Here is a 26868-nt window from a genome sequence, read left to right as displayed (position 1 = left end):
ATCGCTCCCGTTGAGCGTGGTCGGGGGGAGAGACCCGCCGTGTGGTGCGGGGGTTGAGGTGCCCTGTGGTGGTTGAGCTGCTTTCAGCTCTTCTTCAGCAGGAGCTCGGTGTTGCGGTCCTCCGGGTCGCCGCCCAGCCCGGTGCTGCCGCCCGGCGCGTTGTACGACAGCTCGCGGTACAGGGCCGCCAGGCCGGTCTGGGAGAGGTCGGCGAAGTCCGTGCGGTGCGGGGCCGAGGACTCCACGAGCGTGGTGAACAGCGACAGCGTGCCGTCCTTGTTGTCCGCGATCTCGATGACCCGGGCCAGCTGGGGGTGGTCGACGTGGGAGGCCGTGGAGATCTCCCAGAAGGAGCGGCCGCCGGGCCCGGTGTGCGGGGTGATGGCGTTGCGGTGGATGTGGCCGTTCACCCAGGCGAGCACGTTGCGGTGCCGGCCGAGCAGGGCGAGCACCTCCTGCCCGTTGTGCCGGCGCTCGTCGGGGCGGGCCGGGTCGGGCCGGGTGTTGCGCATCGTCTTGCTGGTGTGGTGACTGAAGATCACCGCGTACGCGTCCTTGTTCAGCCGCAGCGTCTTCTCCAGCCACCTCAGCTGGGCGGTGCCGACGGAGCCTTCGTAGTGGCCGCCCGGGTCGGTGGTGTCGAGGCTGATGCCGAGGACGTCGTCGGCGATGCGGAAGGCGTAGTACTGGGTGCCCGCGTCGAGGTTGGCGGAGGAGTAGCCGTGGCCGACCGGGCCGAGGCCCCGGTGAGCCGGGTCGAGATGGGCCTTGAGGTACTCGGCGGGCGTGAAGGGGGCGCGCTTCTCGTCGGGCGTGACCGAGCGCATGTTCCGGGCGTGTGCCCTGAGGAAGTCGGCGTACCGCACTCCGCGCGGGTCCGTGGCGTTCTTGATGGCGTCCTGGAGCTTCTTCGCCTCCGCCGCGGGCAGGCTCATCAGCTTCTTACCGCCGATGGCGAGTTCGGTGAGGTAGGAGTCGCCGTGCGAGGCGTAGCAGCCGAGCGGCAGGGAGTCGTGGTTGCCGACCGTCGAGTACCAGGGCAGGTTGAGACCGGGGCTGCGGACCTCGCGGATCGCGGCCCGCAGGAAACCGTCCAGGTGCGGGAAGCCGAGCTGCTTGTCGGCGTCGCGCACGGCCGCGTCGGGCTGCCAGTACAGCTTCAGGCCGCTGTTCTGGACGCCCTCGTAGTGGCGCGGGTCCCCGGAGTTGGGGGTGATCCGGCCGCCGCTCATGACCGTCAGGAACCACTCCAGCTCGGACCGGGCGTTGTTGTCCGTGTTGTCGCCGGTGGTCATGGCGAAGTGCAGCGGGGAACCGGTGACGGGGGCGCCGCGCAGCGCGTTGATCCGCTCCACGAGCGCGATCGCGCCCTGCACGGTCAGCGCCTCCTGCGGCCGCCAGGCGTGCGCGTCGGCCGAACGCAGGTACTCCAGGCGCAGCGGATGCTGCGCGTCGATGATGTGCAGGTCGGTGAGCTGCACGAACGCGGCGAGCGCCGTACGGCGGCCCGCGCGGCCCGACCGGGGCGCGGCCAGTTCGGCGCGCACGACCCGTTCCCAGCCGGGACCGTCACCGAGGCGGCGGTAGCCGGCGCTGCCGCGCGGGGCGGCGACGGAGGCGAGGGTGGTGCCCTTGGTGTACGGGGCGAGCGGCGCGGCCGGTGCCTGCCGCGAGGAGGCGAGCACGGACCCGTGCGCCTCGGTGGCGGCGGTGTTGGTGGCGGCCTGGCTGTCGCTGGGCCGCAGCGCGTGCCCGACGCCCGCGGACAGGGCGACCGCTCCGGTGGCGGCGAGGACGGAACGACGGTGGATCCCGAGTGCGGAGCCGGCGACTGAGCGTGTGCGCGACATGCGCTTGTCTCCCCGAGTGCGAAACGCGTCGGCAGTGGTCGCGGGCCGCCCGCCGGGCGAACGTCCCGCTCGTACTGGATCGTTGGCATCGGGAATGACCTGTGCGTGAACGCGGCGGCAACGCGCAGCGCCGATCACCGTACGTGGATCTTGGGCCACCCGGTGTGTCGTCGGTCGCTCCCGAAGCGTCCGGGAGCCGGTTGCTCCGCGTTCACCTGGCGGGGTACCGGAACCGCTCGGCAGCCGTTCCTACCTGTGTTCCCCGAGGTCCGTCACGCGTCCCACGGCGGGCCGCTCGCGCCACAGCCGCAGCCCCACGTCGACCAGTCCGGCCCGGTCCAGATCGGGGACGGCGGCCAGGTCGTGCCAGGCGGCCATGTCGGTGGAGCCGTCGGTCTCGTACCGCAGTTCGCCGCCCGTGATGCGGGCCTCGTAGAACAGGCGCAGGCCGTGGAGGTCGGCGGGGGCGCCGAAGCGGCGGGGGTAGAGCCGCTTGACGGAGTCGACGCCGAGGAGCGCGACCGGATCGACCGCGTAGCCGGTCTCCTCCTCGCCCTCGCGGACGACCGTGTCGTACGGATCCTCACCGTGCTCCATGCCCCCACCCGGCAGGGTCCAGCGCCTGGTGCCGTCCCGGGCCACCCACCGGGCCAGCAGGATCTGTCCGTCGCGCACGCACACGGCGTAGGCCGCCACCCTCAACTCCTGTCGCATTGCCGGACATTACCCGGACGACGCCCCCGGCGGCAGACCCACGCGGAGGGGCCGCCCCGAACCGGTGGCGGCCCCTCCGCTCCCCTCCTGACGCCCTCCCGCCCGTCACTATCGGGGCAGCACCACGACGTACGCGGCGGGCTCCCGGTCGTCGGACGCCATCAGGGCCGTACGGACCACCGCGGCCTGTTGTTCCATCGCGTCGCGCAGCTTCCTCGGGGTGATGTGGACGACCGTGATGCCCAGCCGTTCCAGGTGCTCGCGCTTGCGGACGTACTCCGACCACCGCTCGTCGTCCTGCGGACGCGGCGCCCGCACGTCCAGCTCCACCGCCACCGCCTGCTCCGGCCAGTAGGCGTCCAGACCGCCGAGGCACGGGCCGCCGGGCAGCCGCAGCTCGACGTTCCACAGCGGGTCGGGCAGACCGTACTCGCGCACCATCCGGTACAGCCGGTCCTCCGCGATCGCCCGGCCCTCGGCCAGCAGGGAGTCCACCGCGTCCACCACGTGCGGACGGCTCAGCAGCCGCGCCTGCGTCAACTCACGCACCACCGCCGTAGGTTCGCAGTGTCCGCCGCGCACCGCCTCCGTCAGCAGACGGTGCACCGTGCCCGCGTCCTCCAGCTCCGCCACCGCGTCGGCCAGCGCACGCGGCACCGGAGCCACCGGCAGGCCGGTGACCTGCTCCGGGGCCGGCAGCGACGGAGCGCGCACGATGCGCGCGCAGCCCGTCGAGCGCAGCCGCCGCAGCCGTGGCACCAGGACGTCGATCGTGTCCAGGGACGGCAGCGGGGGAGCCGAGGCGAAACCGTGCAGCGTCAGCGCCGCGAGCCCGGTGATCATGGCGTCGGCGTAGGCCGGGGCGGGCGCCTCGTCCGCGCCGGGCTGCGCCGGAACCCCGGTGCCCCGCTCCCGCGCCGCGTACAGCAGGACCGCGTGCAGCCGCTCATCACTGACCGGCGGGCCCGGATGGAGCAGGACGACGCCCGGGAGGAGCTGCTGCCAGGGCCCGCCGGGACGGCACCGATCGGTCGTCTCCGCGGCCGGGACGCCGTGCGAACGCAGCTGCGCCACGGTCATCACACGGCGCAGGCCGTGGGGCAGGTGGTGGAGGGGGCGGGGGGAGAGCGGGGTGTTGTGGTTCATGTCCCGGCATTTCCCGCACTCGATCCCTCTTTTAACCCCTGTTACACGCCTGTCGACAAAGGCGGACAAGCCCGCACTAAAGGACGCGTGTTCGGATGCCGAAAACCCCTGGTCCGATCGGGTGGGGACCAGGGGTTACGGCCTCATTGCCTGAATTTCGTAACGGTCACCAGCGGCCCAAGCTCAGGCCAAAGCTGCTGGTCAGACGGCCGCCGCGTCGCACGCCTGTCCGCGCAGCGCCCGTGCGAGGTCGTCCCGCGCCTCCAGGACCAGGCGGCGCAGCGCCGGCGCCGCGTCCTCGTGCGCGGCCAGCCACGCGTCCGTCGCAGCCAGCGTCTCCGGCGAGTCCTGGAGCGCCGGGAACAGCCCGCGCACCACGTCCATGCCGATCTGGATCGACCGCTCGGTCCACACCCGCTCGATCGCCGCGAAGTACTTCTGCGTGTACGGCGCGAGCAGCTGGCGCTGCGAGGACTGCGCGAAGCCCGCGATCGTGGCCTCCACCAGCGCGTTGGAGAGCTGGTCGGACTCCACGACCTGCGCCCACGCCTGTGCCTTGACCGCCTGCGACGGCCGGGCCGCCAGGCAGCGCACCTGGTGGCGCTTGCCGGACGCCGTGTCGTCGCGGGCCAGTTCGGCGGCCAGCACGGCCTCGTCCGCCACCCCGTGCGCGGCCAGCGGCTCCAGGAACGCCCAGCGCAGCTCCTGGTCCACCTCCAGCCCGTCGACCTTCGCCGTGCCGTCCAGCAGCCCCCGCAGCAGCTCCAGGTCGGCGGGCGCCGACGCCACCGTCGCGAAGAACCGCGCCCACGCCAGCTGCTGCTCGCTGCCCGGCTCGGCGGCCCGCAGCTCACGCAGCGCGCCCTCCGCCAGCAGCCGCTCGCCGGTCGCACGCCACTCGGGGGCGGCGTAGTGCACCAGCGCCGAGTTCGCCCAGGCGTGCAGCATCTGCAGCACTCCGATGTCCGACTCGCGGCCCGCGAACCGCAGCACCAGGTCCACGAAGTCCCGCGCCGGCAGCAGCGCATCCCGGGTCATGTTCCACAGCGCCGACCAGCACAGGGCGCGGGCCAGCGGGTCGGTCGTCGAGCCCAGGTGCTCGCGCAGCGTGGCCAGCGAGGTCGTGTCGAAGCGCGTCTTGCAGTAGGTGAGGTCGTCGTCGTTGACCAGCACCAGCTCGGGCGCGCGGGTGCCGGCCAGCTCCGCCACCACCGTCCGCGAACCGTCGACGTCCACCTCGGCGCGCGCGTACCGCTCCAGCGTCCCGCTGTCCGTGAGCCCGTACAGGCCGATTGCGACCCGGTGCGGCCGCAGCTCGGGGTGCGATTCGGCGGCCTCCTGCACCACCGCCAGCTCGTCGACACGGCCGTCGGCGGTCAGCAGCACCTGCGGCGTCAGGGAGTTCACACCGGCCGTCTGGAGCCAGGACCGCGCCCACGCCCCCATGTCCCGCCCGCTGGTCTCCTCCAGCACCGACAGCAGGTCGCCGAGCCGGGTGTTGCCGTACGCGTGCCGCTTGAAGTAGCGGCGGGCGCCCTCCAGGAAGGCGTCCTGGCCGACGTACGCCACCAGCTGCTTGAGCACGGAGGCGCCCTTGGCGTAGGTGATGCCGTCGAAGTTCAGCTTGGCGTCCTGCAGGTCGCGGATGTCCGCGGTGATCGGATGCGTGGAGGGCAGTTGGTCCGCGCGGTACGCCCACGCCTTGCGCCGGTTGGCGAAGGTGATCCAGCCGTCCTTGAACCGTGTCGCACCGACCAGGGAGAACGCGCCCATGAAGTCGGCGAAGGACTCCTTCAGCCACAGGTCGTCCCACCACTCCATGGTGACCAGGTCGCCGAACCACATGTGCGCCATCTCGTGCAGCACGACGTTGGCCCGGCCCTCGTAGGAGGCCCGCGTCACCTTGCCCCGGAAGATGTACTCCTCCCGGAAGGTCACCAGACCCGGGTTCTCCATCGCCCCCAGGTTGTACTCGGGCACGAAGGCCTGGTCGTACTTGCCGAACGGGTACGGGTAGTCGAAGTGGTCGTGGAAGAAGTCCAGGCCCTGCTTGGTGACCAGGAAGACGTCGTCGGCGTCGAAGTGCGGGGCGAGACCCTTGCGGCACAGCGCGCCGAGCGGGATCTCCAGCCGCGTGCCGTCCGGGAGGGTCCGCTCGTAGGTGTCGGTCACGTAGTGGTACGGGCCCGCCACCACGCACGTGATGTACGTCGAGATCGGCTTGGTCTCCGCGAACCGCCAGACCCCGTCGGCGCGTTCACCGACGCCGTTGCTCCACACCGTCCACCCCCCGGGCGCCCGCACCTCGAAGCGGAACGGGGCCTTGAGGTCCGGCTGCTCGAAGTTGGCGAACACCCGGCGCGCGTCGGCCGGCTCGTACTGCGTGTACAGGTACACCTCGCCGTCCTCCGGGTCGACGAAGCGGTGCAGGCCCTCGCCGGTGCGGGAGTAGGCGCACCGGGCGTCGACCACCAGCTCGTTGTCGGCGGCCAGGTCCTCCAGCAGGATCCGGGAGCCGTCGAAGACCTGCCCGGGGTCGAGATCCCGGCCGTTGAGGGTGACGGACGTCACGCTCGGTGCGACGAGGTCCGCGAAGGTGGCCGCGCCCGGCTCGTTGCAGCGGAAGCGGATCGTGGTGACGGAGCGGAACGTACGGGGCCCGTCACCGCTGTCCTCGCCGACCGCGGACCTGAGGTCGAGGGACACCTCGTACCCGTCGACGGACAGCAGGGCGGCCCGCTCCCGGGCCTCGTCGCGGGACAGATTCTCACCGGGCACGGGCGCGCTCCCTCATACGTCGTGGATGTCGTCGCTACGGCTGAACAGCACCGATCCTGCCATGCGCCCCTGACCTGGGGCAGCCGGGAATGGCCGGGCCGACCAGCGGTGTTCTCCTCAGAGACCCTGACCCATGAGGAGAGACATGTCGGACAAGACCCCCGCCACCCCGGTCGACTTCTGGTTCGACCCGCTGTGCCCCTGGGCCTGGATGACCTCGCGCTGGGTGCTGGAGGTGGAAAAGCTGCGGGACATCGAGGTCCGCTGGCATGTGATGAGCCTCGCCGTCCTCAACGAGGACAAGCTCGACGAACTGCCCGAGGAGTACCGCGAGCTGCTCGAGACCAAGGCGTGGGGTCCCGTCCGGATCGTCATCGCGGCCCAGGAGGAGCACGGCGCCGAAGTCCTCGGCGACCTCTACACCGCGCTCGGCACCCGCATCCACAACCTGGGCCAGGGCCCGGGGAAGGACACCGTCGCCGCCGCCCTGAAGGACGTCGGCCTGCCCGCGTCGCTGATGGACCACTGGGACGACACCCCGTACGAGGAGCAGCTGCGCGCCTCCCACAAGGAAGGCATCGAGAAGGTCGGCCAGGACGTCGGCACCCCGGTCATCGCCGTGCCCGGCCCCGACGGCGAGCAGATCGCCTTCTTCGGCCCGGTCGTCACCCCCGCCCCCAAGGGCGAGGAGGCCGCCCGCCTGTGGGACGGCGCCCTCGCCGTAGCCTCGGTCCCCGGCTTCTACGAGATCAAGCGCACCCGTACCAAGGGCCCGGACTTCAGCAACCTGTAGATCAACGAGGGCCGGCGGTCTCCTCCTGCTCCTCCTCGCGGAACCTCTCGGGGAGGAGACCCCCGTCGCTCATCTTCAGGTGGCGGTAGTACGACAGACAGCCCTTGGCGGTGCAGCGCCAGTACCAGTCCACGTAGTACCGGTCGCCGTGCTCCGCGCGCAGCGCCGCCCTCTCCTCGTCGTTGAGCAGCCGGAATTCCTGCATGGTCCCGCAGGTGGGGCACGACAGTGTGCGTGTCCTCATCAGTCCCTCCTCGCCAGCACCGCCAGATCCGGGAAGTCCGTCACGACTGCGTCGACTCCCAGCCGGTAGTACAGCGCGCACTCCGCGAACGCGTCCCCGAAATCGGCCGGTCCGCTACCGCGCCGGAGGTCCGCGGGCAGGAACTGGTTCTCCGCGCGGAAGGTGTACGGGCCGACCCGCAGGCCCGAGGCGTGCGCGTCGGCGAGGAGGGAGGTGCCGACGAGCGACGACTTGTCGGGGCCGATCCAGTCCGCGTACCGCGCGATCCGCGTCAGGCCCGCCGGCGTCATCATGTCCCGGTAGGTCACCGACGGCACGTCGTACGGCCCGCCCGTCGTCCCCAGCGCCTGCCACAGCGGCACGCCCAGGCCCGTCATGCGCTTCAGGCTCGTCGGCTCGAAGGACTGCACGACGCACTCGCGGGGGCCGAGACGGTTGCGGCGGATCGCGGCCGCCAGCTTCGGCTCCAACGGCAGGCCGATCGAACGGAAGTACGTCGGGTGCTTGGTCTCCGGGAAAACCGCGACCGTCCGGCCGTGTGCCGCCGACAGCTTCCGTGCCAGGTCGACCACCTCCTGGAAGGTGAGCACCTCCTCGCGGCCGTCGAAGACCGTGTTGCGGTTGCGGACCAGCGGCAGGCGCTCCACCGCCCGCAGCGTCTTCAGCTCCGCCAGCGTGAAGTCCTCCGTGAACCAGCCGGTCACCGGCCGCCCGTCCACCGTCTTCGTGGTGCGGCGGTCGGCGAACTCCTGCCGGCGGGCCACGTCCGTCGTCTGCGAGATCTCGTTCTCGTGCCGGACCACCAGCACATGGTCCTTCGTCGGCACCAGATCCGGCTCGATCCAGTCGGCGCCCGTCTGCACGGCGTACGTGTACGAGGACGCCGTGTGCTCCGGGCGCCAGCCGGCCGCGCCCCGATGGCCGATGACCAGCGGGACCCGTCTCCCGCCGGCCTCCCCGGCCGCCGTCCCGGGCACGGCCGCGCCCACCGCACCACCGGCCGCCGCGAGCAGCAGCGATCTCCGTCCGAGCTGCATACAACTCCCCTTCGTGAGAGGCCGGTCAGGCGCGCGCCCGTGCCCGCGCCTGGTCCAGGCGGGTCAAGTGCTCCCGGTATCCCTTCGCGTAGTACGCGGCCCGGCCGGGGTCCGGCTCGACGACTGCCGTGGGCTCGGTCCAGGCCTTCGCGTCCAGCGGAATGCCGTACCGCTCGGCTGCCGCGAGTACCGCTCCCCGCGCGCCGACCTCGCCCTCGACGACCCGCAGCGGCCGGCCCAGCACGTCGGCGAGCAGCCGCATCCAGGCGGCGGAGCGGGTCCCGCCGCCGCACACGGCCAGGCTCCCGGTCAGCCCGGCGGCGTCCAGGCAGTGGCGGGCGGCGTAACCGATGCCCTCGCAGGTGGCGCGGACCAGGTCGCCCTTGCTGGACTCCAGGGACACGCCGGTGAGTTCGGCGCGCAGCCGGGGCTCGACGAAGGGGGCGCGTTCCCCGGAGGGCGCGAAGTACGGCAGGACGCGCACACCGTGCGCGCCGGGCGGGGTGTCCGCCAGCAGCCCGTCCACCTCCGCGTGCGGCACGCCCGTCGTGGACAGCACCCAGTCCAGGGCCGCCGTGCCGACCATCGCGGGCATGGCGCGCAGCCAGTGGCCGGGCCGGTCCGTGGAGATGTACAGACCGGCCGGCTCGCCGCTCAGGTCCAGCTCCGTCGTGGCGACCAGACTGGCCAGACACGTCCCGACGATCAGCAGCCCGTCACCGGGAGCCGTCACCCCGGCGCCCAGCGCACAGGCCGGCAGATCGTACGGCCCGTTCGCGATCCGGGTGCCGGCCGGCAGGCCCTCACCGCGCGTCTCGGCCGTCGCGACCGGGTCGCTGACCGGGGCGAGCAGCCGCCGGCGGTGCGTGAGGCCGAGCAGCTCCACGACCCGGTTGTCGTACGTCCGCGTCCGCGGGTCGAGGAACGGCATCGACGCGTCCGACACATCCGTCGTCGCCGGAGCGCCGGTCAGCCGCCGGAACACCATGTCCTTGCAGTACAGGGCCGCTTCGGCGGTGTCCAGCGCCTTCGGTTCGTGCCGGTCCAGCCAGGCCAGCAGCGGGCCCGGGCAGCCCGGGAACATGGCGCTGCCGGTGCGCCGGAACACCGTCTCGAACGTGCCGTCCGCCAGCCACCGCCCGACCAGCTCGTGCGCCCGCCCGTCCATCCAGGAGGCGGCGGGCCGCACCGGCCGGCCCTCACCGTCCACCAGCCACACCCCGTCGCCCTGCCCGGTCAGCCCGGCCAGCTCCACCGGCTCCGGCACCCGCCGCGTCAGCTCCTCCAGCACGGCGACGACCGCCGCGTACACCTTCTCCATGTCCTGCTCGACCACCCCGCCGTGCAGCGCGAGGCCCACCGGGCGCGCGGCGACGGCCCGTTCCCGGCCCGTGCCGTCGAAGGCCGCCGCCTTGACCATGGACGTGCCCACATCGATACCGACGTACATGACGCCCTCCTCCGGGCTCGTACGGCTCCTCAGGTCAGGCAGTGCGCCAGCCGGTCCCCGCGCGCCCAGCGCCCGACCTCCTCGGCGGCGATCCGGGCCGCCTTCTCCGCCACCGCGCGGCTCGCCCCGCCCAGGTGCGGGGTGAGGACCACCCGGTCGGCGAACCCGAGCAGCCGCGCCCCCGCGGGCAGCGGCTCCCGCGCGTACGTGTCCAGCGCCGCCGCCGACACCTGCCCGCCCTCCAGCGCGTCGCACAGCGCGTCCTCGTCCAGCAGCGGACCGCGGGCCGCGTTCACCACCACCGCCCCGCGCGGCAGCAGCGCCAGTTCACGGGCCCCGATCAGCCCGCGGGTCTCGTCGGTGAGCCGGGCGTGCAGGGTGATCACCCGGGAGGCGCGCAGCAGGTCCTCCAGCGACGGCACGCGCAGTCCGTGGATGTCGCCGTGCACGTACGGGTCGTACACCATCACCCGAGCGCCGAACGCGCACAGCACACGCGCGACCCTGCTGCCGACGGCCCCGTAGCCGACCAGCCCGACGGGCAGGTCCTCCAGCTCCAGACCGCTGCGCTCGTACGTGTAGTACGCCGCTCCCTCCCAACTCCCCTGCCGGGCCAGCAGATCGTGGGCCTGGGGGATGCGGCGCAGCACGGCCAGCAGCAGGCCGAGGGTGAACTCGGCGGTCGCGGCGGCGTTGCGGCCCGGCGCGAAGCAGACCCGCACGTCACGGTTCTTCGCCGCGTCGAGGTTCACGTTCACCGGGCCGCCCCGGCACACCACCACCAGCCGCAGCTGCGGGCAGGCCGCCAGCACCCGCTCGGTGACCGGCCCCATCTGCGTCACGAGCACCTGCGCCCCCGTCAGCGCCTCGATCAGCTCGTCCTCGGCGTCACTGGCCTCACGCACCTCGGCCACCGGCCCGAACGGCTCCAGAGGCCAGCTGAGGGTCACCTCCCGCACGGCGTGGGGACGGTCGCGCAGCTCGTCGCCCACCGCGCGCGTGATCAGCGACGGCAGGACGAAGTGGTCACCGGCGGCCACGACATGGACCGGACCGGTCAACGCATCGGTCATCGCAGGGAGTCTCCCGTCTCGGCGTCGAAGACATGGGTGTGGTCGAGGTCGGCGGTGACGTGGACGCGGTCGTCGTGCGCGAGGCGCACCTCGGGGTCGGTGAGGACGACCAGGTGCCGTTCCACGCCGTCGAGCGCGAGGGTCGCGATGCCCGCCTCCAGCAGCGGTTCGTGGGCGACGACCCGGGCGGGCGGGCCGTCGGGCGCCAGGCGCAGGTCCTCCGGGCGGATCCCGACGACCACCTCACGCCCCGGCGCGACCGGCACCGGCAGCGCGATCCGTACGGAGCCGGACAGCCGGGCGTGGCCGTCGTCGTCCCCGATCCCGGGCAGCAGGTTGATCGCGGGCTCGCCGACGAAGTCCGCGACGAAGACGTTGGCCGGGCTGTCGTAGATCTCGTACGGGGTGCCGAGCTGCTGGATCACGCCGTCCCTCATCACGGCGATCCGGTCGGCGAGGGAGAGCGCCTCCTCCTGGTCGTGGGTGACCAGGATCGTCGTGTGCCCCAGGTCCTTCTGGATGCGCTTGAGTTCGCGGCGCGTGGTGTCGCGCTCGGCCGCGTCCAGGTGGGACAGGGGTTCGTCGAGGAGGAGGACGTCCGGTTCGCGGATCAGGGCGCGGGCCAGGGAGACGCGCTGCTTCTGGCCGCTGGACAGGCCGGCCGGGCGGGCGTCCAGGAGGCCGGTCAGTCCGACCCGCTCGGCGATGCCGGCCACCGTGCGCTCCACGTCGCCACGGGCCTTGCGGCCCCGCGCCCGGAGCCCGAACGCCAGGTTCTCCGCGACCGTCAGCGGCGGATACAGCGCGTAGTTCTCGAAGGCGACCCCGATGTTCCGCCGCTGTGCCGGCCGGTCCACCACCGACGCCCCGCCGACCAGGATGTCCCCGCCGGTCACCGTCTCCAGCCCGGCGATCATCCGCAGGGTGGTGGACTTTCCGCACCCGGACGGGCCCAGCAGCCCGAGCAGTTCCCCGGAGCGCAGGCTCAGGTCGAGGCCGCGCACCGCGTCCACGGCGGGGCGGCCCCGGGAACGGTAGGACTTGCGCAGATCACGTAGCTCCAGCTCGGTCATCACGGCCCTTCGTCGCGCAGACTCGGTAGTCGACCTTGTGCTCGTCCAGGTCCCGCAGTGCCTCGGCCGACGCCCCGTCGTCCACCAGGAGCAGGTCGAAACGGGACAGCGGCACCACCCGGTGCAGGGCGACGCGGCCCAGCTTGGTGTGGTCGACCAGCAGCACGTTGCGCGCCGCCGCGTCGAGCATCGCCCGCTTCACGGACACGATGTGCTGCTCCTGGTGGTAGGCGTACCCCCCGTGCACGGCCGACGTCGACGTGAAGCACACGTCCACCCGCAGCTGCTCGATCGCCTCCACGCACGACACCCCGAGGAAGGAAGAGTGCAGCGGGTCGTAATCGCCGCCCAGGGCCATCAGATGGATGCCCCGCTGGTCCGACAGCAGGTTGATCGCCTCCAGGAAGTTGGTGACGACCGTCAGCGGGGTGACGTCGCCGAGGCGCAGCCTGCGGGCTATCTCCAGGGTGGAGGTCGAGTCGTCGAGCATGACCGCCATGCCGGGCTCTATCAGCGCCGCCGCCTGCTCGGCGACCGCGGCCTTCTCGGCCCGCATGGTCTTCAGCCGGTACTGCACGTTCGACTCGAAGACCCCCGACGGCTGCGCCGTCACCCCGCCCCGGAACTTCCGTACGATGCCCTGCCGTTCGAGTTCGTCGAGGTCGCGGTGGATGGTCATCAGGCTCACCCCGAACCGCTCGGCGAGCTCGGCCGCCGTCGCCGAGCCCTCGGCCAGCACCTGTTCGGCCATCGCGGCCTGCCGGGCCGCGGGTCCCTGCTGCGCGCTGCTGCTGCTCATCGCTGTGTCTCTATCCGTCGTCCTGGGCGCTCCGGCCGGTCGGCCTCGAACAGCAGCAGGTTCTCAGGACGCAGCGACAGCCGTACCGTCTCGTCGGGCCGCAGGCGCGCCGCGTCGGCGCGCGGCGCGACCAGCGAGACCCGCTGCCCGCCGAGCCGCACGGTCACCTCGACGGACCGGCCGAGCACCTCGGTGACGTACACGGTGCCGGTCAGCTCGTGCCCGTCGCCGCGCAGCGCGAGGTCGCGGGGCCGTATCCCGGCCAGGACGTCGGTGCCGGGCGAGGCCTGCGCCCGCACCGGCAGTTCGACCCGCCCGTCCGCCGACCGGAAACCGCCGCCGTCCGTCACCGTCCCCGGCAGCAGATTGATCCGGGGACGGCCGAAGGCCCGCGCGACCTCCGTGTCGCGGGGCTCGTACCAGATCTCCTCCCGGGTGCCCGTCTGCACGATCCGCCCCTGCCGGACGACCCCGATCCGGTCGCCGAGGGCCAGCGCCTCCACGGAGTCGTGCGTCACGTACAGCGTGGTGGTGCGCTGCATCGCGCCGATCGCCTTGAGCTCGGCCCGCATCTGCTGGCGCAGCTTGGCGTCCAGGTGGGAGAGGGGCTCGTCGAGGAGGAAGGCGCGGGCGGGCCGGACCAGCACCCGGCCCAGCGCCACACGCTGCCGCTGACCGTTGGACAGCCGGCCCACCGGCCGGTCCAGCAGGCCGGAAATGCCGAGGAGTTCGGCGACCGCGCCGATCCTCTGACGCGCCTCGTCGGCGGGGAGGCGGTGGCGGGGTGAGCGCAGCGGCGAGGCGAGGTTGTCGTAGGCCGAGCGGTGCGGGTAGAGCGCGTAGCTCTCGAAGCACATGGCCACGCCCCGGTCGTACGGCTCGACGTCCGCCATGTCCCGCCCGTCCAGGGCGACCGTCCCGGAGTCGGGCCGCTCCAGCCCGGCGACGGTCTTGAGGGTGGTCGTCTTGCCGGCGCCGGACGGCCCGAGCAGACAGAAGAACTCGCCTTCGCGCACCTCCAGGTCGAGCCCGTCCAGCGCGGTGACCTTCCCGTACGTCTTCCGGACGCCCTGAAGCCGGATCACGACTTCACCGCCCCGAACGACAGCCCCCGCACCAGATACCGCTGGATCGTCAGCGCGAGCAGCAGCGGCGGCACGACGGACACCAGGGCCGCCGCGGCCGTGAGGTGGTACTTCGGCCGGTCCCCGCCGAGGAAGGACAGCGCGCCCACGGTCACCGTCTGCGCCTCGTTGGAGGTGAGGATGAGCGGGAAGACGAAGTTGTTCCAGGCGAAGATGAAGGCGAGCAGCGACACGGCCGCGATACCGGGCTTGACCAGCGGAAGCGCCACCCTGAAGAAGGCCTGCTTGCGGGTGTAGCCGTCCAGCAGCGCCGCCTGCTCCAGCTCGGGCGTCAGGTCGGCGAAGTACGACCGCATGATCCACACCACCAGCGGCAGGGTGACGAGTTGCAGCACCCACACCATGCCGACGTACGTGTCGAACAGGCCGAGCTGCTGGTACAGCACGAACAGCGGGATGATTACGGTCAGTTCCGGCGCGAAGCGGAACGACAGCAGCGTGAACATCAGGTTGTCCGAGCCCTTGAACCGCCACCGCGCCGAGGCGTACGCCGCCGGCAGCCCGACCACCAGCGACAGCGCCACCGCGCCCACCGACACGACCAGGCTGTTGACGAAGAACCGCACGAACGGGACGCCCTCGCTGTCACCGAGGACCGTGCGGTACCCGTCGAGCGTGGGGGAGAAGGAGAAGTACGTGCTGAAGAGCTGGTCGGCGGGTTTCAGGGACAGGATCACCATCCAGGCGATCGGGAACAGCGCGAAGACGAAGTAGAGGACGAGGGCGGCGTCCGCCAGCCACCCCGACAACCGCTTGCGAGACATCACGTGGCAGCCACCTCCGCGGCCCGCCGCTGGATCCGCCCCAGATGCCGCACCAGCACCATCGCGGCGAGGTACACCACGGCCCACAGCACGATCGTGTAGCTGATCCCGAAGGAGTACCGCTGGAAGCGGATCGCCTCCAGGTACGCTCGGATCTGCAGGACGACGGTCGAGTCACCGGGCCCGCCCTCGGTGAGGGCGTAGATGATGTCGAACACCTTCAGCGAGTCCATGAACCGGAAGATCACCGCCACCAGCACGTACGGCCACAGCATCGGCAGGGTCAGCCGCCGGAAGGTGTACCACCAGCCCGCGCCGTCGACGGCCGCCGCCTCGAAGGGCGAGGTGGGCAGCGACCGCAGCCCGGCCAGGGCGAGGATCGCCACGAACGGCGTGTACACCCACACGTCCACGGCGATGGACGACAGCAGCGCGCCGGTCGGGGTGTCGGTCCACTGGACCCCGCCCAGACCGAAGGGTCTCAGCAGGTGGTTCACCACCCCCACCGACGGCTGGAGCATCAGCTTCCACATGATCGCGGCGATCACCGGGGCGATCATCAGCGGCAGGATCAGGATCTTCTCCAGGATGCGCCCGACCAGGCTCGACCGGTGCAGCAGCAGGGCGACGGCCACCCCCAGCACGGTCTCGACGGCGGCGGCCCCGACCGCGTACAGCACGGTCACCCAGGCCGAGTTCCAGAACGCCTCCTGGGTGAAGACGGTCCGGTAGTTCTCGAACCGCACCATGTCGGGCTGCGGTGTGCTCGCCGAGAAGTCGAACAGCGTGTAGTACAGCCCGAGCCCGAAGGGATACAGGATCCCGCACGTCAGCAGCAGGGCCGGAATGACGAGCAGGTACGGGCGCAGCGCGAGCCGCATCGCTAGCCCACCTTGCCGGCGAGGTCGTCCGCCAGCCCGTCCAGCACCGACCGGGCACCCTTGCCGCCGTAGATCTCCTGGAGGGCCGCGGCCCAGCTGGTCGTCGCGTCGAAGAACTGGGCCTGCGGAGTGAACTGGATCCTCGTGTGGTCGACGACCGTCTCGAAGGTCTCCAGGAAGCCGGGCAGGCCCTTCATCTTGTCCTTGTAGGCACCGTCCCGGCTGACGGACCTGCGCACCGGGTCGATGTGGTTGTGCGTGATCGCGCTCCTGCGCAGGTGCTCCTTGCCGGTCGCCCACTGGAGGAACAGCCAACTGGCGCTCTTGCGCTTGCTCCTGGCGTTCATGCCGAGCGACCAGATCCACATGTTGGTGGCGAGCGACCCGTCCGGCCCCTTCGGCCCCGGATGGAAGGCGATCTTCCCCGAGGCGGGGCTGGCGCCCTGCACGGCCTGGAAGTAGGCGGCCGTGTCCGCGTCGAACAGCATTCCGGCCTTCTTCGCGCCGAGATCGCTGGAGCACTGGTACCAGGTGTACGACGTCCAGGACGGCGGCCCGCCCCGCTTGACCATGCGCGCCCAGTCCTCGGTGAACGCCACGGCCCGGGGGCTGTTCATGGCCGGGGTGAGCTTCCCGCCCTCGACCGTGAAGTCCTTCAGCCCGTTGCGGGCGTACATCGTCATGAAGCCGGGGTGGATGGTGGCCCAGCTCCTGGACCCCCGTACGGCGATCCCGTACATCCCGTCGAAGCCGGCGCCCGGCGCCTTGCGCTTGATGGTCCCGGCGAGTTCGGCCAGCTCGTCGAAGGTCTCGGCGGGTTTCAGGCCGAGCTTGCCGAACACCTCGGTGTTGTAGGCGACGACGTTGGTCTCCCAGCCCCACGGCAGCGCGTACTGCCCGCCCTTCCCGAGCGGCGCGCCCGCCTTCAGCGACCACTGGTCGGCCTGGAGCAGATTGGGGAAGAAGTCGTCCTGGTCCCATTCGTCGCCGGTGGCGGAGGAGTTGCGCATCCAGGGCCCGAGGTCCTCCAGCCAGCCCGGCGGCCCGTACTGCCACACCATGTACGCGCCGAGCATGAAGACGTCGTAGGAGGCACGCCCGCTGGACAGGTCCACGGTGAGCTTGTCGAAGTAGTTGTCCTCGGGGAAGACGTCGTACTCGACCTTGATGCCGGTCTTCTCGGTGAAGGACTTCAGGTCGGCGAGGAGCGCGTCGGTGTAGGGGTGCTTGTTCAGCAGCGCCTTGACGGTGGTGCCCTTCTCGCGCTTCCAGTCGAAGGAGCCGGTGACGTCGTCGGCGGCCGAGCCGTCGCTCTTGTCGTCGCCCCCGCCGAAGCCCGCGCCGCAGGCCGTGAGCAGCGGGGCGGCGGCTGCCGCGGCGGTCAGGGCGAGGAAGCGTCGGCGGTCGTGCGCGTGCGTGTCCATCCGTGACCTCCACGTGGGGCTCGGTCCGGTCCGGTCCCGGTGTCCGGGGGTTAACACGTCGAGTCGAGTCGTTAACAGAGGGTGGAACGGCGGAAGTTGGGCGTCAATCCCTCGCGCACCCGAAAATCTCAGGGCAGAGTGAGAACTTAACAAGCCGGTGCGGGAACCTGGGAGGTCGGGATGGCGGACGAGGGCTTCGGGGGCGAGGCATGGCTGGGCGTCGACCTCGGCACACAGAGCGTCCGCGTCCTGCTCGTCACCTCGGACGGCACGCTCCTCGGCGCCGGCTCGGCACCGCTTCGCGGACGGCGGGACGGGATCCGCCACGAACAGGACCCCGGGCAGTGGTGGGAGGCGCTGTGCACGGCGTCCCATTGCGCGCTCGGCCGGGCCGCCGGCGTGCGGATCGGCGGGCTCGCGGTGTGCGGGACCTCCGGCACCGTGCTCCTGACGGACGGCGCGGGGCACCCGGTGAGCCCCGCGCTGATGTACGACGACGGGCGCGCGGCGGCCGAGGCGGCCCGGGCCCGCCGGGCGGGACTCGCGGTGCAGGACACCTGGGCGCTGCCGAAGGCGCTGTGGCTGGTGCGGGAGTACGGCGGAGAGGTGCGTGCGGGCGGGCCCGGCGAGCGGGCGTACGGTTCCCGCCTCCGCCTCGCCCACCAGCCCGACCTGATCGTCGCCCGCCTCACCGGCAAGCCGCCCCCCGCGGACTCCAGCCACGCCCTCAAGACCGGCTACGACCTGGAGCGCGACGTCTGGCCCGAGGCGGTGCTCACCGGACTCGGCCTGCCCGACGGCCTGTTGCCCGACGTCGTCCGCCCCGGCACCCGCCTCGGCGAGGTCGTACCGGCCGCCGGCGCGGCCACCGGCATCCCCGCCGGCACGCCGGTGATCGCGGGGATGACCGACGGCTGCGCGGCCCAGATCGCCTCGGGCGCCCTGCGGCCCGGCGCCTGGAACGCGGTGCTCGGCACCACCCTCGTCCTGAAGGGCGCCGCCCGCGACCCGGTCCGGGACCCCACCGGCGTCGTCTACAACCACCGTGCTCCGGACGGCACATGGCTGCCGGGCGGCGCGTCGAGCGTCGGGGCCGGGGCGCTGTCGGCCGCCTTCCCCGAGGCCGACCCCGCCGTCATGGACGCGCGGGCCGCCGCCTTCGAGCCGTCCGGAGCCCTCGCCTACCCCCTGGTGTCGCCGGGGGAGCGGTTCCCGTTCCTGGCCCCCGACGCCACGCCCCTCCTCCTCGGCGAGCCCGCCGACGACGCCGACCGGTGGGCCGCGCTCCTCCAGGGCGTCGGACTGGCCGAACGCCTCTGCCTGGACTACCTGCACCACCTCGGCGCGCCCCTCGACGGCCCGCTCACCTTCACCGGCGGCGCGGCGCGCAGCACGTACTGGAACCAGCTGCGCACCGACATCCTCGGCCGCCCGGCGCGCGTCCCGGAACAGACGGAACCGGCCCTCGGGATGGCGGCCTTGGCGGCGTACGGCGTGCGGGCCGCGCGAAACGCGGACACGGAAGGCGGGCCCGCGGCCGGTGCCGCGCCGGGCAAGGGGGCGATCGGGCACGCGGACGCGGCACGCGGTGACACGGGAGCGTCCGGCGCGCGGGTGCCCTGCGGTACGGACGCCGGGGGCAACGGCGGGACGGCCGGGCGGGAGGACGGAGCGGCCTCCGATGTGCGGGCGTCCGGCGGTACGGATGCCGAGGGCGGGACGCCCGGACGCGGCGCCTCGCTGGCGCCCCCTGGGGCGGCGTCCGGGCGTAGGGCCGCCGCACCGGGCGCCGCTACGGCCGGCGACGCGACCGTCGCGACCGCCGCCGGGACGGGCCCGGGCGCGGGCGCGAGCCAGGCCGCCGTGCCGGGTGCCGGGGCGACGAGCAGGGCGGCCGCCGCTCCCACGCTCGCCGACATCGCAGAGCGCATGGTCCGTGTCCGCACCGTCCTCTCCCCGCGCCCCGACCGCACCGCCCGCTTCGCCGAGCCGTACGCTCGCCTCGTCGACGCACTGGAGTCGCGCGGCTGGCTGCCCGCCCCGGTCGCGGCCCACGCCCGTACCCGCCTCGACCTGGACACCACGGAGTCATGACCACGACCCTCCTGCTGGCCCGGCACGGGCAGACCGTCTGGCACGCCGAGAACCGCTACGCCGGGGTCAGCGACATCGCCCTCACCGACACCGGCCGCGTCCAGGCCGAGGCGCTGGGCCGGTGGGCCGCCGCCCACCCCGTCGACGCCGTCTGGACCTCCCCGCTGTCCCGGGCGATCGCCACCGCCGAACCCGCCTGCCGTGCACTGCGCCTGACGCCGCGTCGCGAAACCGACCTGCGCGAGTGCCACTTCGGCGTGGTGGAGGGCCGCACCCTCGCCGAGTTCGCGGCCGAGGAGCCGCAGCGGGCGGCGGCCTTCCGCGCCGACCCGGTCGCACACCCCTTCCCGGGAGCGGAGGACCCCACCGCGGCGGCCGACCGCGGCGCCGCCGCCCTGCGCCGCATCGCCGCCGCCCACCCGGAGCAGCGGGTCCTGGTCGTCGCCCACAACACCCTGCTGCGCCTGGTCCTGTGCCGCCTGCTGCACATCCCGCTCGGCGAGTACCGCCGCGTCTTCCCACGGCTGCGCAACGCGGCCCTGAGCGAACTCCGCGTGGACGAGGGCGGTTCCGCCGCACTGGTGTCCCTCAATGTGCCATGCGAGCCGGACGCGCCGTAGCGTGATGGGCCCATGACGCAGATCGACACGTCGGTGCCGCACTCGGCCCGGATCCGGAACCACTGGCTGGGCGGCACGGACCACTACGCCGTGGACCGGGGCGGCCGGCGACGCCTACACCGCCGTCTTCCCCGGCATCGTCACGATCGCCCGCAGCAGCCGCGCCTGCCGGGCGTGGTGCCGGTGCCTGTTGGCCTCCGGAGCCGGGCGCGTCCACCTGGCCGATCGGTCAGCACGGCGGCCTCCGCCGCAAGCCGTGACACCCGTACGGGGCAGGGGGAAGCCCCCGCGAGTCCCGTCCTCGCGGGGGCTTCCCTTCTTGCCGCCTGCCCGCGTGAAGGGTGAGAAGACGATCACGAGGCAGGACGTTCCACGGGGCCTTCAGGGGGCCATCAGCAGCACATCCGCACGTGACTTGGCGGCCTCGTAACGCCGGGCGACGTCCTGCCAGTCGACGACCCGCCACATCGCCTCGACGAAGTCCACCTTCTGGTTGCGGTACTGCAGGTAGAAGGCGTGCTCCCAGGCGTCGAAGACCAGGATCGGCGTCGCGCCCTGGCCGACGTTGCCCTGGTGGTCGTAGACCTGCTCCACGATCAGCCGCCCGCTGAGCGGCTCGTATGCCAGCACGCCCCAGCCCGACCCCTGCGTGGTGGCCGCGGCCTTGGACAGCTGCGCCCTGAAGCGGGCGAACGAGCCGAAGGACTCGGCGATCGCGTCGGCCAGCTCACCCACGCCGTCCTGCGCCAGCGGCTCGCCGCCGCCGTCCTTCGGGCCGGTCATGTTCTGCCAGTAGATCGAGTGCAGGATGTGCCCGGAGAGGTGGAAGGCCAAGTTCTTCTCCAGGCCGTTGATCGACCCCCACAGCTCCTTGTCCCGCGCCTCGGCCAACTGCTCCAACGTGTCGTTGGCGCCCTTCACATAGGCCGCGTGGTGCTTGTCGTGGTGCAGCTCGATGATCTCGGGGCTGATCACCGGGGCGAGCGCGGAGTAGTCGTACGGCAGGTCAGGCAACGTGTAGACGGGCATGGCGGGTTCCCCTCCGAACCTTATTGCAAGAAACTTGCAACTGCACGCTAGCAGCAGGATGGTCGGCCCGGGGCCCGGGGCACGCGAAAAAGGCGCCCGGCGTGCGAAAACCCCGGGCGTGCGAAAGCCCCCCGGCACGCGAAAGGCCCCCGCGTGCGTCACGCGGGGGCCTTCGGCGGGTGAGGAGGGTCAGCGGCGGGCGCGCGCCCTCTGCCGGGCGTACCCGATCACCGCCAGGACCAGCGTCATGCCGCCCGTCGAGTACAGCTGCACGCGGGTGTCCGGCTGCCGGGCCATCAGGACGAAGATCCCGGCCATGCCCGCCATCGCGACCCAGGTCAGCCACGGGAACGCCCACATCCGCACCGCCAGCTTGTCCGGGGCCTCCCGCTCCAGGCGGCGGCGCAGTCGCAGCTGTGCCACGGCGATGAGGATCCAGACGACCAGGATCACCGCGCCGATCATGTTCAGCAGCCAGGAGAAGACGTCGTCGGGCCGCCAGTAGCTCAGCACCACGCACAGGAAGCCGAAGACGCAGGAGGCCAGGACCGCGATCCGCGGCACCCCGCCGGACACCCGGCCCAGCGTCCTCGGCCCCTGGCCGCGCTCCACCAGCGAGTAGGCGATGCGCGAGGCGCCGTAGATGTTGGCGTTCATCGCCGACAGCAGCGCCACCAGCACCACGACGTTCATCAGCTGGCCCGCGCCCGGGATGCCGAGCTCGTCCAGGGCGGCGACGTACGGGCCCTTCTCGACGACCTCCTTGGAGTCCCACGGGACGAGGGTGACGATGACCGCCATGGAGCCGATGTAGAACACCGCGATGCGCCACATCGCCGTCCGCACGGCGCTCGCCACGCCCTTCACCGGGTTCTCCGACTCGGCCGCGGCGATGGTGACCGTCTCCAGGCCGCCGTAGGCGAAGACGGAGGCGAGCAGGCCGATGACCAGGCCCTCGCCGCCGTTGGGCAGGAAGCCCCCGTCACCGGTGAGGTGGCTCGTGCCCGGCGAGTCCGTGCCGGGCAGGACGCCCGCGATCGCCAGCACGCCGAGCACCAGGAACAGCGTGATCGCGCCGACCTTCAGCGCCGCGAACCAGAACTCGAACTCGCCGAAGTTCTTCACCGCGGCGAGGTTCGTCACGCAGAAGACGGCCATGAACAGCGCCACCCACGCCCACTCGGGCGTGCCCGGCAGCCAGCCGCTGACGATCTTCGCGGCGCCGATGCCCTCCAGGCCGACGGCCGTGCACAGCAGCACCCAGAACGACCAGCCGGCGGTGAAGCCCGCCCAGGGGCCGATCGCCCGCTCCGCGTGTGCGGAGAACGAACCCGACGAGGGATACGCGGCCGACATCTCGCCGAGCATCCGCATCACCAGCATCACGAGGAGACCGGAGAGGGCGTAGGCGAGGACGATGGACGGCCCGGCGGCGGCGATACCCGCGCCGGAGCCGACGAACAGACCGGCGCCGATCACCCCGCCGAGGGCGATCATCGACAGATGGCGCTGCTTCAGGCCGTGGGACAGGGAGGCGCCGTCCGTGGTGGACGGCGTCTCGGTGGTGGTGCTGGGCATGGGCGCGGTTCGTCCAATGCGTGAGAGAGCAGGAACGGCAAAAAACGGAGCCAGTCTGGTCGGCGGGCCCAGGGGCAAGCGGGCGCCGCCCACCATGCGGACACCCGGGACACGGTCCGTAGGGGTCCGCTCACCGGCGGTCCGGAGTCGATGACGGCCCCTTTTGGTGGAACCCTACAGTCCTCCCGGCCGCCGCCCGCGTGAGCGAAACCTCCCTGCCTCCGTGACCGGCGTCACGCCGTACCCGGTGTAACCCCCCTCTGTTGTCGGGAGCCCACCACGCACGCGCTCGAGCCTTTGTCGAGCGCTGACGGTGATCGGCTCCGGCGCGCTGGGATAGCGTCGCCGTGTCCCAACCTGCCCACACCACCCGCGGAGTCCCCATGAGCACCGCTGCCGCCGCCCCCGCCCGCACCGGCCAGGTTCTCGCCGACCTGATCCCCGCCTCCCGTGTCCGGGACGCGGCCCTCGTGCTCGGCGGTGCCGCGCTCACCGGCCTCGCCGCCCAGATCTCCGTGCCCGTGCCGGGTTCCCCAATCCCGGTGACCGGCCAGACCTTCGCCGCGCTGCTGGTCGGCACGGCCCTCGGCGCGGGCCGCGGCTTCTTCGCGCTCGCGCTGTACGCCCTGGCCGGAATCGCCGGCGTGCCGTGGTTCGCGGGCGGGGCCTCCGGCGCCACCGCGCCCTCCTTCGGCTACATCCTCGGCATGATCATCGCCTCCACCGTGGTGGGTGCCCTGGCCCGCCGGGGCGCCGACCGCTCCGTGCTCCGCATGGCGGGCGCGATGGTGCTGGGCGAGGCGATCATCTACGCCGTCGGCGTGCCCTACCTGGCCCTCGCCACCGGCATGTCCGCCACCGCCGCGATCGCGGCCGGCCTCACCCCGTTCCTGATCGGCGACGCCCTCAAGGCGGCCCTGGCGATGGGCGCGCTGCCCACCGCCTGGAAGTTCATCGAACGCTGATGCCGTAGCTCTCGCGGAACCCGTAGTTCTCGCGGACCCGCAGTGCTAACGGCCCGCAGTTCCTGCGGAAGAGGTTCGCCGGGTCGTACCGATCCTTCAGCCCGGCGAGCCTCTCGCGCGTTCCGGGGTCGTACAGCCCTTCGGCCCCGGCCCGCCGCCCGACCGATGACGGAAAACTCCGTCCTCAGCCCCGCTGCCGCCCCGGCCGTCGCCGTGACCACCACAGCCCGGCCGCACCCACCGCCAGCAGCGACGCACCGGCCGCGCCCAGCGCCGGCACCGCCTGCTCCACGCCGGTCCTGGGCAGTTCGGTCCTGGGCCGTTCGTCGCCGTCGGGGGCCACCGGCTTGTTGTCGGTGCCGAGCAGCAGGGGAGTGGCCGGGGCGTCGGGCGAGGGGTTGGTGGTGCCGAACGGCACCGGACCCTGCTGCCAGAACGTCTTCTTCCCGTCGCCCGTCTGCACGGGCAGACAGATCTTCCCGGACTTGTCCAGGTCGTACGTCGCGTCGACGGCGTACGACTTCGACCGACCGGCCGCGAGATTGTCGAGGGGACAGGCGAAACCGCTGTTCGAACCCTCCGGGAGGTTCTTTTCGGCAATCGGGGAACAACCCTCGACGTTCCTGACCGTGAGCCCGTCGAAACCGACGACCAGCAGCCGGACCTTTCCGCTGTCCTTGCTCCCCTCGTTCTTCACCGTGGCGGTCAGGGACGTCTTTTCCGAACCGTTGTCTACGGAGATCCTCTCCGGCAGAGCTGTGGTCAGCTCAACCCCGGCCGGTGCCTGGTCGACCACCTTTCCCCCCGTGCCGCTCGCGGCTCCGGGATCGTCCGCCGCGGCGGTTCCGGACACGATCACCACCGCCGAGAAAGCTGTCACGACCAGCGACCCCGCGATGGCCGTCGTGCGACGAGAACTCATGTTCGCCCCCCTTGTGTTCCCCCTGGACTGCGCCTGAATTCGCAGTACTCGAAGAGCTACCACAAGATTTCTCCCCACTATGCTGGTACGGCGCGAAGTGTGACCGTTGTGTTTCACTCGGTGCGGTTCGCGGCGTCATGGAGGGGGTGCAGCGAATTGCCGGGGAATACGAGCAGCGGCGGAGTTCCAGGGATATTGGTGGCGCGGCGCTATCGATTGGTCGAGAGTATCGGCCAGGGGGGAATGGGGCGGGTGTGGCGAGCCACCGACGAAATACTCGACCGGCAGGTCGCCGTCAAGGAAATGCGCATGGACGGCCTCGACGCCGAGGACACCGGGACCCGGCGCGAACGCACGCTGCGCGAGGCCAGGGCCACGGCCCGGATCGACCACCCCCACGTCGTACGGGTCTACGACGTGGTCGACGAGGGCCAATGCCTGTGGATCGTCATGGAGTTGATCGCCGGCCGCTCCCTGGAACGCGTCCTCGCGGAGGACGGCCCGCTGGGCCCCCGGGAGACGGCCCGGATCGGACTGGGGCTCGTCGCGGCGCTGCGGCAGGTCCATGCGAGGGGCGTGCTGCACCGGGACATCAAGCCGGGCAACGTCCTGGTGGAGAACCCGGCGTCACACGCCGGTCCCGGTACACGGCCCGCACCCGCGACCGGCACCACGTCGCCGACGGGAGCACAACCGCACGAACGCCGTGTGGTCCTCACGGACTTCGGCATCGCCGCCATCCAGGACGCCAAGGCGCTCACCATGGTCGGGATGCTCGTCGGCTCACCGGACTACATGGCCCCCGAGCGCATCTCCGGCCGCCCGCAGGGCCCGCCCTCCGACCTGTGGTCCCTCGGCGCCACCCTCTGCGCGGCCCTCGGCCGCTCCCCGTTCGCACGGGACACCACACTGGCGACCCTGCACGCGGTGCTGTACGAGGAGCCCGACATGCCCCCCACGGCGGGCCCGCTGCGTGAGCTCCTGATCGCCTTGCTGGACAAGGACCCGTCGGTACGGCCCGCCCTCACGGAAGTCGGATCCACCCTGGAACGGGTGGCGTTCCCGGCCCCGACGCCGACGTTGCCGGTGATGGGGTCGGCTCTGGAGGAGACGGGAGCTGGTGGAGTGAGTGGAGGTGGCGGCGGGAGTGGGGGACCGGCCGCAGGGGCCTCCGTGCCGGAGGGTGGGCACGACGGCGGGACGAGGCGAGCGGCGAAGCCGACGCGGGCGGTGCCGGGGACGGAGTCGGGCGACTCGGCTGTGCCGATAGGGGAGTTGGCGTCGGCGGAGCGGCGGGAGGCCGCGCGGGTGGCACATGAGCCGGGGTCGGGCGGCTCCGCCGTGTCCGGGCCGGAGTCCGTCGGCCCCTCCACACCGGAACCGAAGACCCCGACCCCGGCCACCCACACCTTTCCCCGGACCCCCAGCAAGCCGCCCACTCCGGCCGCCCCGCAGACCCCGCACCAGTCCGCTCCTCCTGACCCCCGCCGACCACCCCCCGAGGACGCGGTCCCCCCACAGCACGCCGCACCCCCCGACGAGCAACCCGCCGCCACCGCCCAGCACGCCCCGGCCGGCAACAGCCCCACCGCCTCCCACCCCCCGACCCCCGTCTCCCTCACGCGCGCCCGAGCGGTCACCCGACAACGCCCGCCCACGCACCCCCACCCGACCCCGGCACCCCCGGGCGAACCGCCCGGCCCCGCTGTCCCGGCGGCTTCCCGGCGGCGCGGAGGCCGCCGCCGTACACCGCTCATCCCGGCCGCGGCCGCTGTCGCCGTCGTGGGATCCGTCGTCGGGATCGTCCTGGCCACGACCTCGGGATCCCCCGACGACGACCACCAGGCACACGGCAGCTCATCGACGTCCGCGCCCCCCACCACCGGCCCCGCCGCAAACGACACGCCGTCACCCACGGTCGAGGGCACCTCAAGGCCGCCGAGTCCGCCGCCCGGCGCACACCGGGAAGCGGGAGGCTTCGCGTGGGCGACCCCAGAGGGCTGGCGCCGGGACGTGAAGACGGGCGCGGAGGTCCACTACACCTCGCCGGACGGCAGGCAGGAACTGGCCGCCAAGTCCTCTCTCGCCAGAGGCGACTTGCTGGAGAACTGGCAGACCTCGGAGCGCAACGCCCGGCAGGGGCAGGACTACCGGAAGATCCGCTTGGAGGAGACGACGTTCCAGGGGCACCCGGCGGTCGTATGGGAGTACACCTTCACCCTCGAAGACGTCCACTGGCACGCCCGCCTGCTGGGCTTCAACGCCAACGGCACGTCGTACCAGGTCAACACCTGGTACCAGCCGGAGATCGAGACCGAGGCCCTCAGCACGTACGAGGACGTCAAGAACAGCTTCACGGTCCTGTGAGCACCACGCGAAGACAGGAAGACGGGAGACAGGAAGACGGAAGACAAGAGGACGAAGGCAACAGGACGGACAACAAGGGGACGAAGGCAACAGGACGGACTACAAGAGGGCGGAAAAAACGG

23 protein-coding genes and 1 pseudogene are annotated in these 26868 nt (G+C 72.2%); 6 read left to right on the top strand and 18 right to left on the bottom strand.

Annotated features, from left to right (window positions below; genetic code table 11):
- Nucleotides 1–83: 83 nt before the first annotated feature.
- The 4 genes from ACFPZJ_RS02330 to pepN all read right to left on the bottom strand — a co-directional run bounded on the left by ACFPZJ_RS02330 (nucleotide 84) and on the right by pepN (nucleotide 6488).
- Complete coding sequence (locus ACFPZJ_RS02330) at nucleotides 84–1850, bottom strand: TIGR03767 family metallophosphoesterase (protein WP_381016397.1); 1767 nt, start codon at nucleotides 1848–1850, stop codon at nucleotides 84–86.
- Nucleotides 1851–2099: 249 nt separating this feature from the next.
- Nucleotides 2100–2564 (bottom strand): NUDIX hydrolase, encoded by a 465-nt coding sequence (locus ACFPZJ_RS02325; protein ID WP_381016395.1) that lies wholly within the window; start codon nucleotides 2562–2564, stop codon nucleotides 2100–2102.
- 108 nt (nucleotides 2565–2672) lie between these two features.
- The gene (locus ACFPZJ_RS02320) at nucleotides 2673–3710 is read right to left on the bottom strand and encodes a hypothetical protein (protein WP_381016392.1); all 1038 of its coding nucleotides are present in this window, start codon (nucleotides 3708–3710) and stop codon (nucleotides 2673–2675) included.
- Between the two features lie 201 nt (nucleotides 3711–3911).
- A complete protein-coding gene (gene pepN / locus ACFPZJ_RS02315; RefSeq protein WP_381016390.1) occupies nucleotides 3912–6488 on the bottom strand; it encodes an aminopeptidase N in 2577 nt (858 codons plus the stop codon).
- A gap of 145 nt (nucleotides 6489–6633) precedes the next feature.
- Between pepN and ACFPZJ_RS02310 the strand changes: the two genes are divergently transcribed.
- Nucleotides 6634–7281 carry a mycothiol-dependent nitroreductase Rv2466c family protein gene (locus tag ACFPZJ_RS02310; RefSeq protein ID WP_381016388.1) on the top strand — a complete coding sequence of 216 codons (648 nt, stop codon included), beginning with the start codon at nucleotides 6634–6636 and terminating at the stop codon, nucleotides 7279–7281.
- Between the two features lies 1 nt (nucleotide 7282).
- Here ACFPZJ_RS02310 and ACFPZJ_RS02305 read toward each other — a convergent pair whose 3' ends face one another.
- Genes ACFPZJ_RS02305 through ACFPZJ_RS02260 form a run of 10 tightly spaced genes read right to left on the bottom strand, consistent with a single transcriptional unit; the run spans nucleotide 7283 to nucleotide 17171 of the window.
- The gene (locus ACFPZJ_RS02305) at nucleotides 7283–7525 is read right to left on the bottom strand and encodes a hypothetical protein (protein ID WP_381016385.1); all 243 of its coding nucleotides are present in this window, start codon (nucleotides 7523–7525) and stop codon (nucleotides 7283–7285) included.
- On the bottom strand, nucleotides 7525–8562 hold the full coding sequence (locus ACFPZJ_RS02300) for a glycerophosphodiester phosphodiesterase family protein (RefSeq protein WP_381016383.1): 1038 nt from the start codon (nucleotides 8560–8562) through the stop codon (nucleotides 7525–7527). Before ACFPZJ_RS02300 ends, ACFPZJ_RS02305 begins: the two co-directional genes overlap by 1 nt.
- Nucleotides 8563–8587: 25 nt before the next feature.
- Complete coding sequence (locus ACFPZJ_RS02295; RefSeq protein ID WP_381016380.1) at nucleotides 8588–10012, bottom strand: FGGY family carbohydrate kinase; 1425 nt, start codon at nucleotides 10010–10012, stop codon at nucleotides 8588–8590.
- 29 nt (nucleotides 10013–10041) lie between these two features.
- Nucleotides 10042–11085, bottom strand: coding sequence for a 2-hydroxyacid dehydrogenase (locus ACFPZJ_RS02290; protein ID WP_381016378.1), 1044 nt, complete (start codon nucleotides 11083–11085; stop codon nucleotides 10042–10044).
- Nucleotides 11082–12158 carry an ABC transporter ATP-binding protein gene (locus tag ACFPZJ_RS02285; protein WP_381016375.1) on the bottom strand — a complete coding sequence of 359 codons (1077 nt, stop codon included), beginning with the start codon at nucleotides 12156–12158 and terminating at the stop codon, nucleotides 11082–11084. Before ACFPZJ_RS02285 ends, ACFPZJ_RS02290 begins: the two co-directional genes overlap by 4 nt.
- Nucleotides 12136–12957, bottom strand: coding sequence for a DeoR/GlpR family DNA-binding transcription regulator (locus tag ACFPZJ_RS02280; protein ID WP_381016372.1), 822 nt, complete (start codon nucleotides 12955–12957; stop codon nucleotides 12136–12138). Before ACFPZJ_RS02280 ends, ACFPZJ_RS02285 begins: the two co-directional genes overlap by 23 nt.
- Nucleotides 12954–14042: an ABC transporter ATP-binding protein gene (locus ACFPZJ_RS02275; RefSeq protein ID WP_381016369.1), complete on the bottom strand. Its 1089-nt coding sequence runs from the start codon at nucleotides 14040–14042 to the stop codon at nucleotides 12954–12956. The genes ACFPZJ_RS02280 and ACFPZJ_RS02275 overlap by 4 nt, the downstream gene beginning before the upstream one ends.
- Complete coding sequence (locus ACFPZJ_RS02270; RefSeq protein ID WP_381017282.1) at nucleotides 14039–14866, bottom strand: carbohydrate ABC transporter permease; 828 nt, start codon at nucleotides 14864–14866, stop codon at nucleotides 14039–14041. Before ACFPZJ_RS02270 ends, ACFPZJ_RS02275 begins: the two co-directional genes overlap by 4 nt.
- Nucleotides 14866–15747, bottom strand: a complete 882-nt coding sequence (locus ACFPZJ_RS02265) for a carbohydrate ABC transporter permease (RefSeq protein ID WP_381016366.1) — start codon at nucleotides 15745–15747, stop codon at nucleotides 14866–14868. Before ACFPZJ_RS02265 ends, ACFPZJ_RS02270 begins: the two co-directional genes overlap by 1 nt.
- Before the next feature lie 2 nt (nucleotides 15748–15749).
- Entirely contained in the window at nucleotides 15750–17171 is a 1422-nt protein-coding gene (locus ACFPZJ_RS02260) for an ABC transporter substrate-binding protein (RefSeq protein ID WP_381016363.1), read from the bottom strand.
- A 180-nt stretch (nucleotides 17172–17351) separates the two neighbouring features.
- On the opposite strand from ACFPZJ_RS02260, the gene ACFPZJ_RS02255 reads away from it, so the two are divergent.
- From ACFPZJ_RS02255 to ACFPZJ_RS02245, 3 genes and pseudogenes are all read left to right on the top strand, one after another.
- On the top strand, nucleotides 17352–19265 hold the full coding sequence (locus ACFPZJ_RS02255) for an FGGY-family carbohydrate kinase (protein WP_381016360.1): 1914 nt from the start codon (nucleotides 17352–17354) through the stop codon (nucleotides 19263–19265).
- A complete protein-coding gene (locus ACFPZJ_RS02250) occupies nucleotides 19262–19885 on the top strand; it encodes a histidine phosphatase family protein (protein WP_381016357.1) in 624 nt (207 codons plus the stop codon). Before ACFPZJ_RS02255 ends, ACFPZJ_RS02250 begins: the two co-directional genes overlap by 4 nt.
- A 12-nt stretch (nucleotides 19886–19897) precedes the next feature.
- Nucleotides 19898–20051 (top strand): annotated as a pseudogene (locus tag ACFPZJ_RS02245) (SAM-dependent methyltransferase); the annotation flags it as partial.
- A gap of 215 nt (nucleotides 20052–20266) precedes the next feature.
- Here the strand turns inward: ACFPZJ_RS02245 and ACFPZJ_RS02240 are convergent.
- Both ACFPZJ_RS02240 and ACFPZJ_RS02235 read right to left on the bottom strand, forming a co-directional pair.
- Entirely contained in the window at nucleotides 20267–20914 is a 648-nt protein-coding gene (locus tag ACFPZJ_RS02240; protein WP_381016355.1) for a superoxide dismutase, read from the bottom strand.
- A gap of 189 nt (nucleotides 20915–21103) precedes the next feature.
- On the bottom strand, nucleotides 21104–22492 hold the full coding sequence (locus ACFPZJ_RS02235; RefSeq protein WP_381016352.1) for an amino acid permease: 1389 nt from the start codon (nucleotides 22490–22492) through the stop codon (nucleotides 21104–21106).
- 383 nt (nucleotides 22493–22875) lie between these two features.
- On the opposite strand from ACFPZJ_RS02235, the gene ACFPZJ_RS02230 reads away from it, so the two are divergent.
- Entirely contained in the window at nucleotides 22876–23457 is a 582-nt protein-coding gene (locus ACFPZJ_RS02230; RefSeq protein ID WP_381016349.1) for a biotin transporter BioY, read from the top strand.
- Here ACFPZJ_RS02230 and ACFPZJ_RS02225 read toward each other — a convergent pair.
- Together ACFPZJ_RS02225 and ACFPZJ_RS02220 are read right to left on the bottom strand one after the other, a co-directional pair.
- On the bottom strand, nucleotides 23444–23593 hold the full coding sequence (locus ACFPZJ_RS02225; protein ID WP_381017280.1) for a BBE domain-containing protein: 150 nt from the start codon (nucleotides 23591–23593) through the stop codon (nucleotides 23444–23446). The genes ACFPZJ_RS02230 and ACFPZJ_RS02225 overlap by 14 nt on opposite strands.
- Before the next feature lie 48 nt (nucleotides 23594–23641).
- Nucleotides 23642–24379 carry an LPXTG cell wall anchor domain-containing protein gene (locus ACFPZJ_RS02220; protein WP_381016346.1) on the bottom strand — a complete coding sequence of 246 codons (738 nt, stop codon included), beginning with the start codon at nucleotides 24377–24379 and terminating at the stop codon, nucleotides 23642–23644.
- A gap of 198 nt (nucleotides 24380–24577) precedes the next feature.
- Between ACFPZJ_RS02220 and ACFPZJ_RS02215 the strand changes: the two genes are divergently transcribed.
- Nucleotides 24578–26746, top strand: coding sequence for a serine/threonine-protein kinase (locus tag ACFPZJ_RS02215; protein WP_461096501.1), 2169 nt, complete (start codon nucleotides 24578–24580; stop codon nucleotides 26744–26746).
- The last annotated feature ends 122 nt before the right edge of the window (nucleotides 26747–26868 follow it).

The sequence above is a fragment of the Streptomyces bullii genome (genome assembly GCF_042657145.1).
GTDB lineage: Bacteria > Actinomycetota > Actinomycetes > Streptomycetales > Streptomycetaceae > Streptomyces > Streptomyces bullii.
This window is presented reverse-complemented; position numbering and strand designations above follow the sequence as displayed.